Below are 15130 nucleotides of genomic sequence, written 5' to 3' on the forward strand. Positions count from 1 at the left end.
TTATTTCTCCTCGCTTGATTCTGCATAAGGTGCAACATCTTGAACTTCAGGATGAGCCTGAGGTAACCAAGCCACTGGACGATCAACATCTAGTTCAAAAGTAGAAATCGCATCTTTAACTAAACGCGCATCAACTTCGCCTTCGTCAGCCAGTTTTTTCAATGTTGCAACCACGATATGAGCAGCATCTACACCAAAGTAACTACGTAAATTGCCACGTGTATCTGAGCGACCATAACCATCAGTACCCAAAGTCACAAATGGACGACCATCTGGTAAATAAGCACGGATCTGTTCGCTATAAGCACGGATATGGTCAGTTGCAGAAACAACGATACCGTCAGTACCACGTAATTGTTCAGATACCCAAGATTCTTTCGCTTGTTCAGCCAATGGATGTAAACGGTTGTATTCTTCTACAGCCATACCATCACGAGCCAATTCGTTGAAGCTTGTTACGCTCCAAACATTTGAATGTACTTGATATTCATCACGTAAAATTTGTGCAGCTTTGATCACTTCACGTAAAATGACACCAGAACCCATCAATTGAACTGTAGCTTTCTCATCTTTTTCAAGCAGATACATACCACGTTTGATGCCTTCTTCTACGCCTTGAGGCATTGAAGCATGTTCATAGTTTTCATTCATCAATGTCAAATAATAGAACACACGTTCTTGGTTGACATACATGCGTTGTAAACCGTCATGAATGATCACAGCCAATTCATAACCGAAACATGGATCATACGATACACAGTTTGGAATCGTAGAAGCCAATACATGCGAATGACCATCTTGGTGCTGTAAACCTTCACCATTTAGTGTGGTACGGCCCGCAGTTGCGCCAAACAAGAAACCTTGTGCCTGAGCATCACCTGCGGCCCATGCAATATCTCCAATACGTTGGAAACCAAACATTGAGTAATACATATACATCGGAATCATAGGCAAGTTATTGGTTGAATAACTTGTACCCAATGCAGCCCATGCACTCATCGCACCAGCTTCGTTGATCCCTTCGTTCAGCATGTGACCATCTTTTGCTTCACGATAGTTCATCAACTGTTCTTGGTCTTCAGGCGTATAGTTTTGACCGTGAGCGGCATAAATACCAAGCTGACGGAACATCCCTTCCAAACCGAAAGTACGTGCTTCATCTGGAACGATTGGAACAACACGATCTTTAATCGCTTTTTCTTTCAACAATGCTGCAATCAAACGCACCATAATCATGGTTGTTGATTGTTCTTTACCACCACTGCCTTTAAGCACGCTATCAAATACAGAAAGCTCAGGTATTTCCAAAGGAACACTGTCTTTACGACGAGCTGGTAAATAACCACCTAAAGCTTCACGACGTGCTTTTAAGTATTTTAATTCTGGAGAATTTTCACCCGGACGATAGAACGGCAATTCTTCAAGCTGTTCATCTGTAAATGGCAAGTTAAAACGATTACGGAAGTATTTTAGCGATTCCAAATGCATTTTTTTGATTTGGTGAGTTTTGTTTACGCCTTCAACTTCGTCAGATAAACCATAACCTTTTACAGTTTTCGCTAAGATAACCGTTGGTTGACCATTACTAGTCATTGCTGCTGCATAAGCAGCATAGACTTTGTACGGGTCATGACCACCACGATTGAGATTATCAATATCTTCATCGCTTAAGCCTTTCACCAACTCTTCAGCTTCTGGATATTTACCAAAGAAATGTTCACGTGTATACGCGCCACCTTTCACTTGATAACGCTGATAATCGCCATCAAGTGCTTCATCCATACGTGCTTTAAGTGCACCAGAAGTGTCTTTGTCCAATAAAGGATCCCAATGACGACCCCAAACAACTTTAATCACACGCCAACCCGCACCGCGGAATAACGACTCAAGTTCTTGAATAATTTTACCATTACCACGAACAGGTCCATCAAGACGCTGTAAGTTACAGTTGATCACCCAGATTAAGTTGTCCAATTTCTCACGACCTGCAAGAGAAATTGCACCTAAACTTTCTGGCTCATCCATCTCACCATCGCCAAGATAAGCCCAAACTTTACGATCTTCTTCTTTAATCAAACCACGATTCATCAAATATTTTTGAATGTGCGCTTGATAAATCGACATAATCGGGCCTAGACCCATAGATACCGTTGGGAACTGCCAATAATCTGGCATTAAATATGGGTGCGGATAGCTCGATAAACCATTACCGTTTACTTCACGGCGGAAATTATTGAGCTGATCTTCTGTTAAACGACCTTCAAGATAAGAACGAGCATAAATACCAGGGGCACAGTGACCTTGGTAATAAATCATATCACCGCCATAGTTATCACTATTTGCGCGGAAAAAATGGTTAAAACCTACATCATATAAAGTCGCCGAAGATGCAAAACTTGCAAGGTGACCACCTAAATCATCCCCAGTCTTATTTGCGCGAAGTACCATCGCCAAAGCATTCCAGCGGATTAATGCACGGATACGGCGTTCCATATCTTGGTCGCCCGGCATCGCTGGTTGTTCTTCTGTTGAAATCGTATTTAAGTAAGGAGTATTTAATCTCTGAATAGGTACATGCTTTGAGATTGCTTGTTGGTAGAGTTTTTCAAGCAAGAAAGCTGCTCGCTCTGTCCCCATATGTTGCAATACTGAATCGAAAGCATCTTGCCATTCTTGAGTTTCTTGAGCGTCTGAATCACCATAATACGCCATAACACACCTACTCCTTATATCCTATTTTCTACACTATATATGTATCATGATTTAGGGGTGTTAAGTTATCGTTACAGATGAATGTGGAATGGTAGTATTATTTAGTATCTAAATAGTCATTGGCTTTTCTGCCTATTAATACACAAAAACCGCCATCTTTGGCGGTTTTCTATACGATCATTATTCAAGCTGGTGATATTGTCACAAAATAACGATATTGACCATTCATCGAATAAGTCTAAATTTGGCTTATGGCAACATCGCTAAATAAGTCGATGGATTTTTACGTTGACCATCTTTTACAACTTCATAATGTAAATGCGGACCAGTACAACGACCAGTACATCCTACATTGGCAATGTGATCACCCGCAGAAACACGAGAACCCACCTGAGCAATCAAACGAGAAGCGTGTGCATAACGCGTCAATACACCATTACCATGGTCGATTTCGACATAGTTACCATAACCACGTCCCCAACCTGATTTTGTGATAATGCCAGGACCCGTTGCATAAATTGGTGTACCACTTGGTGCAGAAAGATCAACACCACCATGATTTTCAGCACGCCCACCCATTTCACGACCACCAAAATTTGAGCTGGTACGGACCATATCTGGTAAAGGATGAGTAACTAACCAAGGATTTGCACTATTGGCAGCTGAGTAGCGAGTTTTAGTATTTGAATTATATTTTTGAGCAAGTGTTTCGTTATTAATTACAGTTGATGAATTGCGTAATTTAACATTCACTTGAGTATTTGCTTTTGCATCTGCTGGAGAAATGTAAGAGCCTTGAGAAAGAGTTTGAGACAGTTGTTCGAGACGATCTGGAGCAGAAGTATTGCCATCTCTTTGAACTAAATCTGCAAATGCCGCTGGTGCAGTACATGCAGCCAAAGAAAATGCTAATAAAATACGTCGCTTAATCATAAAATAACCTCTTCAACTGTTCTTAATTTTGTTCATTGTGTGATCTCATCCTTGATATCTCGCAGAATCAGTGCTTATGATAGTCACAGCCACCTAGAGGTAACGCTATGCCTGAACCTAAAAACTTCTTCCAGCAAACAAGAGAACACATAAAAACAGGAAACTTATCGTTTCTCAAAACGCAAGTTCAACATTGGCAGAAACTTACGAAATTAATTCAACCTATTTTGCCCCAACCAGAGCAGTGGCAGGTTGTGTGTTATCAATACGGTATTTTGATTTTGACCGGAGAAAATCAAGCCATGATTAGTCAGCTCGGTTATCTTCAAAAACAGTATATTTCTCAATTATCTAAATTTGATGAATTTAAAGATTTGCAAAAAATCCAAGTAAGACTCAGAAACAAGTCTGAAAAAGTGCAAAAAGTTACAACCCAAACAAATCCGCTTTCAGAGCAAACACAAGAGATGTTATCCAGTGCTGCTACTTTTGTAAGCGACCCTAAGCTTAGCCAAGCTATGTTACGTTTGGCAAGCAAAAAAAAGTAACAAGTATATGGAAAATTACGCAAAATCGCGCTAATAAGCATGACGACCATCACACTTATTAAATGTTATATTATAACGTATATTTAAAAGACAATGACTTAGCTAACACTTACATAAGAAATCGGACATTGAGTTTCGTCATCAAATGTTACAATTTCATAGTTACTTGGATCACTTTTAACATTGCGTAACAACTGATTGTTAAGGGCGTGTCCAGATTTGTAACCGTCAAATCGGCCAATAATCTGGTGACCTAATAAATATAAATCCCCAACAGCATCCAATATTTTATGGCGTACAAACTCGTCAGCAAAGCGAAGTCCTTCTTCGTTGACTACACCTGTTTCATCTAAGCCGACTGCATTTTCAAGGCTAGCCCCGAGTGCTAAATTGTTCGCTTTGAGGTAGTCCAAATCTTTCATAAAACCAAAAGTTCGGGCTTCACTGACTTCATAAACGAATGTTTCTGTAGAAAAATCGATGCTTGCGGATTGATATTCTTTTGCAAAGGCAGGATGATCAAAATCAATTGTGAAATCAATTTTAAAACCATCTAAAGGTGAAAATGCAGCGCGTTTATCGTCGATTAATGCTTCAACTGGTTTTAATATTTTTATGAATTTTTTTGGTGCATCTAACTCAGCAAAACCGCCTTGAGTCAGTAAATAAATAAATGGACCTGCACTACCATCCATAATCGGCACTTCAGAAGCCGATACTTCAATAATCAGATTATCAATCCCTAAACCAGCGATTGCACTCATCACATGCTCAATCGTGCCAACTTTGGCATTATCTTGAACCAGATTTGAGCACATAAACGCTTCTTGGATCAACAAAGCATCAGCGGGGATATCCACGGGTGGATTTAGATCAATCCGACGAAAAACAATTCCCCCATCTGCGACATGTGGAATAAAGTTAATCATGACTTTTTGACCACTATGCAAGCCTATACCACTGGCTTTAACTACTCGCTTCAAGGTACGTTGTTTTAACATACAGATCTGTCTTTTATGCAAAATTCTGTTATACGTTAGCACATTTAATCATTGATAATAAACAAAAAAGGTAGTGTGAAACACTACCTTTTAAGAATTGTAAGCAAATATTTTGATTAATCAATTATTTGCGTTGTTGATTTTTTAAATAATCTTGAATGCTCATTGGCGACGAACGAGGAGTTGCACTCGGTGCTGCCGCAACATTTTCAGCATTTTGACGTTTTGCAATCGCTGGAACATCATCATCTTCTACTGAGCTTTGTGCAGCATGTTGAGCATGAGCTTGAATTGAAGTTTGTGGCTTGCGTTTTGCATCAGCACTTTCTGCATTTCTAGTCAAACCAGTCGCGATAACAGTCACACGGATTTCATCACGTGCATCTGGATCAAATACTGTACCAAAGAATACTTCACCTTCATCAAGGTCAACAATTTGGTTGACTACATCAGTAATCACTTCTGTTTCACGAAGTGTAACGTCTGCACCACCAGTGATGTTAATCAACACACCTTTAGCATTGATAATATTAACATTATCAAGCAATGGGCTACGGATCGCCAAGCGTGCCGCATCTTCCGCACGATCTGGACCACTACTCTTACCTTCACCCATCATGGCATAACCACGTGTGCTCATTGCAGTTTTCAAATCGGCAAAGTCAAGGTTGATATGACCAGGACGTACAACAAGATCAAAAATACTACGAACCGCATTTAACAACACGTCATCTGCTTTACGATAAGCATCTTGCATTGAAATATCGCCATACACGCTCAATAAGCGTTGGTTTGGAATAATAATCAATGAATCAACATGTTGTTCTAATGCTTCAATGCCTTTTTCAGCAGAGCGTTGACGACGACGACCTTCGAAATTGAATGGAGTTGTTACAACACCAACAGTCAAAATACCCATTTCTTGAGCAATTTCAGCCACTACTGGTGCAGCACCCGTACCTGTACCTCCGCCCATACCGGCAGTGACAAACACCATGTCCGCACCTTCTAGGTGTTGACGGATTTGTTCACGGCTTTCTTCAGCCGCAATCTGTCCCACTTCTGGGTTTGCACCTGCACCTAGACCACGTGTACTTTGCTCACCAAGTTGCATTTTAAATGGCGCATTCATACGATCAAGGGCTTGTTTATCTGTATTTGCGCAAACAAATTTTACGCCTTTAATGTCAGATTGCACCATATGCTGTACGGCATTACCACCGCCACCACCAACACCAAATACAGTAAAACGGGCTTGACCGTTACCATCGTTTTGTTCATCTTCTAAAAATTCAAATGAGGCCATGACCTTTAGGGTTCCTAATATTTGTGGCAGTCAACCTGAGCCCGTATACTGCCTTGATCTTCAAAATAAAAAGTTTGTTTTAGGATGCTGTTCATTATTGTGCTTGTCAAGTCTAGGACAGTAACCGTACAACTTGCAAACAATACTCCCAATAAAAAACTACACCTTAAAATATCGATTTCAATTTGTTGTTCAACGTCGTCCAACCATTGGCTATTCGCTCCAAAACAGGTCGATTGGCTTTTGGCGCATCTGTTTCTACAACTGCTTCTTGCATTTCACTTTGGCTAAAAAGCAATAATCCCGCAGCGGTCGCATACATTGAACGACGCAATGATGGTAAATATTGATCATCTGCTACGACTTGCAAAGGAGGATTGCCTAAATGTGCAGACACTCCTAACATTTTACGAGCAAAATTGATCATACCTTCAATTTGACATGCATCACCTGTCAAAACCACCCCATGATATAAACCATGAATCAATCCACGTTTGTCCAATTCATCACGTATTTGGATGAAAATTTCTTCATAACGCGCAATGATAATTTCTGCAAGTTCGATTCGACTAATGGTTTGTGGTCCATCAATTCCTTCAAACTGAATCATATGCTCTGGTTTTACCTGATGTAAATCAACACAACCATACAAAAGTTTAATTCTTTCAGCTTCTTCTGTCGTGGTTTGTAGCACAGCAGCGATATCACGGGTGACATTTTCACCACCACGTTGCACTGTATGTACAAATGCTAAACGACCATCTAAATACACTGCAATATTGCTTGTACCCGCACCGATATCAAGCAAGCATACGCCATATTCTTTTTCATCTTTGAGCAAGCTGGCTTCTGCTGTTGCGAGTGACGATACCACCATTTTTTCAACAAAAATGTTTGCACCTTTCATCGCTCGATCAAGGTTTTGCATCGTGCTGATCGGCAACATCATCAACTGATAGTGCCCTGTCATGCTATGTGCTGACATATTGACAGGATTTTGCACCCATTCTGGCGAGTCATCAAGCTCAAAGCCTAAAGGCACAGCACTCACTAAATAATGATCAGGTGCCATATGGCTTGCCTTAGCCAAATCCAAAGCTCGTACCACTTCTGTTGTGGTAATCGTTTGATCATGATTGGCAATCGGTGTTCTGCCTGAAGCATAGAAGCTCTGTAACTCGGTACTCGGAATGGAAACCCATGCAGAGTGCACACGACATTCTGCCATTTTTTCAGCTTCACCCACGGCATTTTTTATCGCAGCAATCACTTTATCAAGGCTAACAATTTTCCCCTTGTTCATGCCTCGGTTACGTGCAGTTGCCATCCCAATAACTTGAATATTATCAGGAGAATGTACTTTGCCTATTAGAACTGAAACTTTATGTGTCCCAATGTCTATCGTTACAACTGAGGGAACAGCTTCACTCATTACACACTACCATTTTGTTCATTGTTTATGTTATTGGCCAAATGCCTTTTTAAAGCCAAGTATTATGGCTTTACATTTACCTTCGCCGCAACGTTTGTGTCATTATTGGTTACAACAAATTGACCATTTACAATCGGAGGAGGCGTTCCACTTTTCCATTGAATTGAAAGCCCATTTCGATATCTCAAATCAACAGCTGCGATTTTATCCCACGTTGGTTTTAAATCAGTTTGTGCCAAATGGCTTAAACGCTGAAGTTTACTCATGGTTTGATCTTGATCTACGATGACACGTAAACCTGAATCAAATTGCATGAACCATGTCATTCGTTCAGTGAGATACAACTCTTTTAAGTGAATATTGACTGGATGAAATAATTGATTGATTTCATTATAACGTCTCATCATCACTTGAGATTGGCTGAGTGGACCATGTAACAATGGCAAGTTTGGATGTTGCTGCATTACCGCTTCGGTATACACATCCCCGCTATCACTCAATAAACGCCCAGTTCCCCAACGTGCAATTGCATGTCGTGGCATCACTCGAACACGAATTCCATTTGGCCACGCCCGAGAAACAACAACGCGATCGATCCAAGAAATATCTAGGGCACGATCACGAATTTGTTCTAAATCCGAGGTGAAATAATTATCTTTAATGACAGGTGCCAAATATTTTGAAACTTGCTGATTTTCAGCCGCAGAATCAGTCCCGACAACCTCTAATGTCACCACGCGCGCATCGGTCATCACTCGGTATAACCCAAATATACCAAGGACTAAGACCAAACACGCAACGATCATCAATATCCAACCACCCAGATTTGCCAGCTTTTCTTTACGGCTTGGTGGCTTATCATGTATGGATGTGATCGCAGCGCGTTTGCGTCGCATTGAAGCAGGAAGTTGAGCCATAAATTAGTGAGTATCGCTAAGAGTTTGTTCTAAAATGGCTACACATAAGTCATCAAAACTTGTTCCAACAGCTTTAGCTGCTTTAGGTACAAGTGAATGACTGGTCATACCCGGTACAGTATTGACTTCCAACAACCAAAAATTGCCTTGCTCATCTTGCATGGCATCGATACGTCCCCAACCTGAAGCACCAACGGCTTGGAAGGCACGTAAACAAAGTTCTTGTAAACGTTTTTCTTCAGCTTCTGATAATCCACATGGAATACCATACTCGACGTCATCACGATTATATTTTGCTTCATAATCATAAAATGCAACGTCTTTTGGTGGTTGCAAACGAATCACAGGAAGTGCCTGACCATTTAAAATTGAAATGGTATATTCAAGTCCAGTGATCCATTTTTCAGCCATCACAATTGCATCATGTTCAGTTGCTTTTTCAATCGCAGCTTTTAGATCTTCAGCTTTTTCAACCTTGCTCATGCCGACACTTGAGCCTTCATGCACAGGTTTGATAATCAATGGCAGACCTAAAGCCTGAACCACTTCATCCGCATCAGTTTCAGCAGTCACGATACGATAAGGTGCGGTTGGAAGTTCAGAACCTTGCCAAATTTGTTTAGTTTTGACTTTGTCCATACCAATAGCAGAACCTTGAACACCTGTTCCAGTATATGGAATTTTAAGCCATTCAAGTGCACCTTGGATTTGACCGTCTTCACCACCACGACCATGCAATACAATAAATGCTCGATCATAACCGATCAATTCAGCAATAGAACGTTCTTGTGGATCAAAACCTTCAGCATTTACGCCCGAACGAATCAATGCTTCAAGTACAGCTTTACCACTATCTAAAGAAACCTGACGTTCTGCAGATTTACCACCGAGCAACACGACAACTTTGCCGAATTTTGAAGCATTTGACACGTTTATATCCTTAAACTTATAGATTTTGGTCAATAAAATTTTTGATCACTGTGAGGTGATTATTTTAAGTACAAGTTATTTTGAGCTAATTCTACAGAGATAGCACCAACGTTACCTGCACCTTGTGTTAATAACAAGTCATTTGGTTGTAACACTTTTTGTATCGCATTTTGCAAATTGCCTTCGACTGGGTCAACCAAAATCGGTTCAACATCACCACGTAGACGAATACTGCGCGCTAAAGCTCGGCTATCAGCACCAACAATTGGCTTTTCACCAGCAGGATAAACCTCTAATAGCAACAACTGATCAACTTGTGACAACACGTCAACAAAATCATCAAAACAATCACGTGTACGTGAAAAACGATGTGGCTGGAACATCATGACCAAACGACGGTCTGGATGGCTTTGACGAGCAGCTTTAATGGTTGCTTCGACTTCTTTAGGATGGTGACCATAGTCATCAACCAATTTCACATCGCCATCGCCCAACGCATATTGACCTTGAACTTGGAAACGACGACCTACACCACTGAAGCTTTCCAATGCACGTGCAATTGCTTCATCAGAAACCCCTTCATCTGTTGCAATACCAATCGCTGCCAAGGCATTTAAGATATTGTGCATTCCTGGCAAGTTGATAGTTAAACGTAATGGTTCACGACCTTTACGCAGTACCGTAAAGTGCGAACGCATACCATCTTGCTCAACGTCAGTCGCACGAATGTCATTATCTTCGTTAAAACCATAAGTCAATAATGGACGACCGATACGCGGCATGATTTCGCGGATATTGGCATCATCACCACACACCACAGCCAAACCATAGAATGGAAGTTTTTGCAGGAAACGAACAAAAGTATCTTTTAGATTGTCAAAACTACCGCCATAAGTATCCATGTGATCCGCATCGATATTGGTCACAATCGCAGCCATTGGCTCTAGATACAAAAATGATGCATCCGATTCATCAGCTTCTGCAACGATGTAACGGCTAGCACCAAGCGCAGCATTTACCCCAGTACGGTTGAGCAAACCACCGATCACATACGTTGGGTCCATGTTTTCTTCGGCAAGCATACATGTCACTAAACTTGTCGTAGTGGTTTTACCATGTGTACCCGCTACAGCAATACCATGACGGTAACGCATCAATTCACCTAACATTTCTGCACGGCGAACTACAGGAATACGATTTTCAATCGCAGCTTTAACTTCCAAATTTTCAGGATCAATCGCAGTTGATACAACCAGCACATTTGCGCCTTTAATATTGTCTGCTGTATGCCCGATAAAAACTTTAATACCATTTTCTTCAAGCTGCGCAGTTGTTTTAGACGCTTTGATATCAGAACCAGAAACTTTATAACCTTGGTTTTTCAAAACTTCGGCAATACCACACATCCCTGCTCCACCGATACCCACAAAATGGATATGTTTGATACGGCGCATTTCAGGAACTTTAATTAAGTTTTTTGCTTTATCAGCAGGGCTAGTTGGCGACATAATGAGCTCTAAATTATAAATCTTGAATTAAACTTACGACACGTTTTGTCGCATCTGGTTGTGCTTGCTGACGGGCTTTCACTGCCATTTCTTTCAGAACTTGACGGTTCATCAGCGGTACCAATAAATCTTTTAACGATTCTGGCGATAGAATGGCTTGCGGACAAATTTTCGCAGCACCCGTATTTGCCAAAAATTTTGCATTGGCAGTTTGATGATCATCAACAGCGCTTGGTAAGGGTACAAAAACAGCAGCAACACCAGCGGTTGCAACCTCTGTTACAGTTAGCGCCCCAGCACGACAAATAATCAAATCGGCATTACTATAAGCATCTGCCATATCATCAATAAACTGCTTAACTTCGACTTGTAAACTTTCAGGTTTATTTTCATAACGCGCTGAAGTTGCATCTAAATGGTTTTGACCACATTGATGGAACACTTTAACAGGCACATCAAGCTGTTTTAATGCCTCAGGAACGCGCTCATTTAAAGCTTGCGCACCAAGCGATCCACCCACGATTAGGACGTGGATAGGTTCAGCTGCTTTATCACGTTCATCATAGCGCCAAGCAGGACTTAAAATATCGGTAATTTCTTTACGAACAGGATTGCCTGTAGTGACCACTTTGGCACTTTGTGGAAATGTATTTGGAAATGCTTCACAAACCGTTTTGGCAATACGAGAAAGCTGCGTATTGGTAAAACCTGCAATCGCATTTTGCTCATGAATAATGACAGGAATCCCCAAAATACGTGCTGCCAAACCACCTGGACCACACACATATCCCCCAAAGCCTGCAACTGCATCGACTTTGAGTTCTTTCATATAACGCATTGCACTCAATGTTGCTTTTAAAATTTTAAATGGTGCAACAAGTTTACGTACAACACCGTTCCCACGGACGCCTTGAATATCAATTTGATAAAGCGGAATATCATGTTGTTTGAGAAGTCTATTTTCCATACCTGATGGTGTAGCGAGCCATGAAACCTGACAGCCTTGTTGCTGTAATTGTTTCGCAACAGCCAATGCAGGAAATACATGCCCACCTGTACCAGCAGCCATCATCATGACGTGTTTCGGTGTACTTTGCAGAGAATTGGTCACAGTCTAATTCTTCAAATCTAAAATGAAAGGCTATTTTTAAAAGCCAATTGTAATCACAAACACTGATGGGTAAAAGTTTATTTACTTTTTTTCACCAACTGTTTCATTGTTTTTTTCTACCAAATTGAAAGTTTAAACTAGTTTTATTATTAATCCATCCTAAACTGCTTAATTTTGTACGATTTATATGTTTATTTATCATGTAAATAATCATTGAAGTCATAAGCGATTATCATTTCTCTAAATACGAAAAAATATTCTGAAATCAGTGTGTTTTCTGTCTATAAATCACTTGTAATTCTCCATATACTCTAAATAAGTTTAAATTTAATCATGGACGATTATAAAACGTGACAAATAAGATAACGCGACATGACATCTGGATTATTTTAGGGGGCTATTTAGCTGCCATGCATGTTGGCAAATTATCCCCGATCATTCCGATTTTAGAAAAAGAACTACATCTCAGTTTGACCCAAGCCGGTCTAGCCTTATCTTTGGTACAAGGCGCAGGCATGCTTTTTGCGTTGTTGTTGGGAGTTTTTAGTGAACGATTTGGGCTAAAAAAATGCTTTTTACTGGGACTAAGCACCTTGGGGATTGCCAGTATTTTAGGTGTGCTGATCCAAAATATTTACAGCCTATTTGCTTTACGTTTTTTTGAAGGCATCGGTTTTTTGTTGGTAACACTGACCGCACCTGCGATTTTAAAACGTATTTGTGATCCGCAAAAAATCAATATGAAAATGGGATTTTGGGGATCTTATATGGGGCTTGGCGTAGGCTTAGCCATGATCAGCATTCCACTTTTACTACAATTTATGTCTTGGCAAAGCATCTGGGTCATTTTAGGGATCATCTGTTTAGCGGTCGCTGGTATCGTGGCAAAACTCGTGCAAGTCCCACATAACCACAATACAGTTTCAAATGGTCATTCTTTTTCTGGCACCTTAAAGCTGATCTTAACCCACCCTCCTGTTGTTGCACTGGCGATTATTTTTACCTGTTATACCAGTCAATGGCTCACTGTCGTAGGGTTCCTGCCGAGTATTTATACCAGCCATCACATTGAGCTTAAAACAGCGAGTTTGCTCACAGCATTTGTTTCTATTTCCAATATTTTAGGGACATTGGCTTCAGGTTGGTTGTTGCATCACGGCATTACTCCAAAACGGCTTTTGCGCATTGGTTTTTGTACCATGATGCTGATGAGTTGGGTGATGTTCTTTCTCTCAGATCACTTGGCATTTCCAATTCAATACCTAAGCGTTGTGCTCTTTTCTGCAGTTGGTGGCTTGATTCCGACCACAGTATTTGCCATTAGTCTGCATTATGCACCAAAACCTTATGCAGTGGCAGCGAGCGTCGGGCTGGTTTTACAGATTTCGGCATTTGGTCAATTTGTACTTCCTCCACTCAGTGCCATGTTGGTATCGCATACACACAATTGGAGCAATATCGCGTGGGCAACCACAGCCTTGTCTATCTTGGGTCTATTTATCGTCTGGAAACTCTTTCAACGCCACCCGATTCAAGCAGCTTAAAATAATCTAAAAAAGACATTTTCGTAGCCCAAAAAATAAAGCCTCGATCATTCGAGGCTTTATCCTTAAAAGATTTGAATCCGTTTTAAGCTTTCAATCCTGCTTCCAACACATCAAATAAATCATCCGCAATTGAAGTACCAAATTGCGCATCGATCTCACGCAAACATGTTGGGCTTGTCACATTAATTTCTGTCACATAATCCCCAATCACATCCAAGCCCACAAAAACCAAACCTTTTTCTTTTAAAAATGGTCCTACTTTTGCTGCAATTTCACGGTCATTTTCCGTTAATGGTCGAGCTTCACCTAAACCACCAGCAGCCAAATTGCCTCGCACTTCACCATTTTGCGGGATACGTGCCAAACAATATGGTACAGGTTCACCATTAATCATCAAGATGCGTTTATCACCATCAACAATTTCAGGAATATAACGTTGCGCCATAATCGGTTGCGTACCGTTATTGGTCAAAATCTCAATAGTAGAACCAATATTAACGCCATCTTTGTACAAACGGAAAATACCCATTCCGCCCATACCATCCAGCGGTTTTACGATCACATCACCATGTTGTTTGAGAAAATCACGAATCAAACTTTGCTGTGAGGTCACCAAAGTCGGTACCTGGAGTTCTGGGAATTGTGTTGCGAACAGCTTTTCGTTGCAGTCACGTAGGCTTTGTGGCTTATTGATAATCCATGAACCTTCACGTTCTGCTTGCTCTAAAATATAAGTGGTATAAACAAAATTCATATCAAAAGGCGGATCTTTACGCATCAAAACGACGTCATAGCTTGCCAATGATTCTTTTTTCTTTTCGCCTAACTCATAATAATGATTGTAATCTTCAAATACTTTTAACGGCGAAATCAAACCAAATGCTTTACCTTGATCGATATATAAATCTTGTTGTAATGCATAACCTAATTCATGACCACGACGACTCGCAGCCCATAACATTGCAATAGTTGAATCTTTTTTTAAGTTAATATTTTCGATGGGATCCATCACAACAAGTACGCGCATTTTTAAACTCTTATCAGACTTTTAAATTACCCAACAGTATAACGGAGATTATGCCGTTCCTTTTCTAAATTTTGCTATGCTTGCTTAGTATTATGTAAGTATGCTTCTATCCAAATATCCAAAGCTTTTTCTCTCAGACCTATTAAGCAATAAAATAT

The 15130-nt window shown here is 40.5% G+C and carries 12 protein-coding genes; 2 read left to right on the top strand and 10 right to left on the bottom strand.

The window, feature by feature from the left end; genetic code table 11:
* Both aceE and F960_RS19395 read right to left on the bottom strand, forming a co-directional pair.
* Positions 1–2712, bottom strand: a complete 2712-nt coding sequence (gene aceE / locus F960_RS19390; RefSeq protein WP_004870024.1) for a pyruvate dehydrogenase (acetyl-transferring), homodimeric type — start codon at positions 2710–2712, stop codon at positions 1–3.
* 249 nt (positions 2713–2961) lie between these two features.
* On the bottom strand, positions 2962–3645 hold the full coding sequence (locus F960_RS19395; RefSeq protein ID WP_004870025.1) for a M23 family metallopeptidase: 684 nt from the start codon (positions 3643–3645) through the stop codon (positions 2962–2964).
* Positions 3646–3752: 107 nt separating this feature from the next.
* Here F960_RS19395 and F960_RS19400 point away from each other — a divergent pair, with 107 nt between their 5' ends.
* Positions 3753–4193, top strand: a complete 441-nt coding sequence (locus F960_RS19400; RefSeq protein ID WP_004870027.1) for a DciA family protein — start codon at positions 3753–3755, stop codon at positions 4191–4193.
* A 98-nt stretch (positions 4194–4291) separates the two neighbouring features.
* On the opposite strand, the gene lpxC is transcribed toward F960_RS19400, so the two are convergent.
* The 7 genes from lpxC to murG form a co-directional block, all read right to left on the bottom strand.
* Entirely contained in the window at positions 4292–5194 is a 903-nt protein-coding gene (lpxC, locus tag F960_RS19405; RefSeq protein ID WP_004870030.1) for a UDP-3-O-acyl-N-acetylglucosamine deacetylase, read from the bottom strand.
* 124 nt (positions 5195–5318) lie between these two features.
* Positions 5319–6500 carry a cell division protein FtsZ gene (gene ftsZ / locus F960_RS19410; RefSeq protein WP_004870031.1) on the bottom strand — a complete coding sequence of 394 codons (1182 nt, stop codon included), beginning with the start codon at positions 6498–6500 and terminating at the stop codon, positions 5319–5321.
* Positions 6501–6666: 166 nt separating this feature from the next.
* Entirely contained in the window at positions 6667–7932 is a 1266-nt protein-coding gene (gene ftsA / locus F960_RS19415; protein WP_004870033.1) for a cell division protein FtsA, read from the bottom strand.
* Positions 7933–7994: 62 nt separating this feature from the next.
* Complete coding sequence (locus F960_RS19420) at positions 7995–8849, bottom strand: cell division protein FtsQ/DivIB (protein ID WP_004870035.1); 855 nt, start codon at positions 8847–8849, stop codon at positions 7995–7997.
* A gap of 3 nt (positions 8850–8852) precedes the next feature.
* A complete protein-coding gene (locus F960_RS19425; protein WP_004870036.1) occupies positions 8853–9779 on the bottom strand; it encodes a D-alanine--D-alanine ligase in 927 nt (308 codons plus the stop codon).
* A 59-nt stretch (positions 9780–9838) separates the two neighbouring features.
* Positions 9839–11287 carry a UDP-N-acetylmuramate--L-alanine ligase gene (gene murC / locus F960_RS19430; protein WP_004870037.1) on the bottom strand — a complete coding sequence of 483 codons (1449 nt, stop codon included), beginning with the start codon at positions 11285–11287 and terminating at the stop codon, positions 9839–9841.
* A gap of 13 nt (positions 11288–11300) precedes the next feature.
* On the bottom strand, positions 11301–12398 hold the full coding sequence (gene murG, locus F960_RS19435; RefSeq protein WP_020846716.1) for an undecaprenyldiphospho-muramoylpentapeptide beta-N-acetylglucosaminyltransferase: 1098 nt from the start codon (positions 12396–12398) through the stop codon (positions 11301–11303).
* A 350-nt stretch (positions 12399–12748) separates the two neighbouring features.
* Here murG and F960_RS19440 point away from each other — a divergent pair, with 350 nt between their 5' ends.
* On the top strand, positions 12749–13942 hold the full coding sequence (locus F960_RS19440) for an MFS transporter (protein ID WP_004870039.1): 1194 nt from the start codon (positions 12749–12751) through the stop codon (positions 13940–13942).
* Between the two features lie 85 nt (positions 13943–14027).
* Here the strand turns inward: F960_RS19440 and gshB are convergent, their stop codons facing one another.
* A complete protein-coding gene (gene gshB, locus F960_RS19445) occupies positions 14028–14972 on the bottom strand; it encodes a glutathione synthase (RefSeq protein WP_004870040.1) in 945 nt (314 codons plus the stop codon).
* Between the last annotated feature and the right edge of the window lie 158 nt (positions 14973–15130).

Source organism: Acinetobacter gerneri DSM 14967 = CIP 107464 = MTCC 9824 (assembly GCF_000368565.1).
Classification (GTDB): domain Bacteria; phylum Pseudomonadota; class Gammaproteobacteria; order Pseudomonadales; family Moraxellaceae; genus Acinetobacter; species Acinetobacter gerneri.

Coding starts and splice junctions, on each gene's coding strand:
- aceE (WP_004870024.1), bottom strand. CDS start 2,712: ATGGCGTATTATGGTGATTCAGACGCTCAAGAAACTCAAGAATGGCAA.
- F960_RS19395 (WP_004870025.1), bottom strand. CDS start 3,645: ATGATTAAGCGACGTATTTTATTAGCATTTTCTTTGGCTGCATGTACT.
- F960_RS19400 (WP_004870027.1), top strand. CDS start 3,753: ATGCCTGAACCTAAAAACTTCTTCCAGCAAACAAGAGAACACATAAAA.
- lpxC (WP_004870030.1), bottom strand. CDS start 5,194: ATGTTAAAACAACGTACCTTGAAGCGAGTAGTTAAAGCCAGTGGTATA.
- ftsZ (WP_004870031.1), bottom strand. CDS start 6,500: ATGGCCTCATTTGAATTTTTAGAAGATGAACAAAACGATGGTAACGGT.
- ftsA (WP_004870033.1), bottom strand. CDS start 7,932: ATGAGTGAAGCTGTTCCCTCAGTTGTAACGATAGACATTGGGACACAT.
- F960_RS19420 (WP_004870035.1), bottom strand. CDS start 8,849: ATGGCTCAACTTCCTGCTTCAATGCGACGCAAACGCGCTGCGATCACA.
- murC (WP_004870037.1), bottom strand. CDS start 11,287: ATGTCGCCAACTAGCCCTGCTGATAAAGCAAAAAACTTAATTAAAGTT.
- gshB (WP_004870040.1), bottom strand. CDS start 14,972: ATGCGCGTACTTGTTGTGATGGATCCCATCGAAAATATTAACTTAAAA.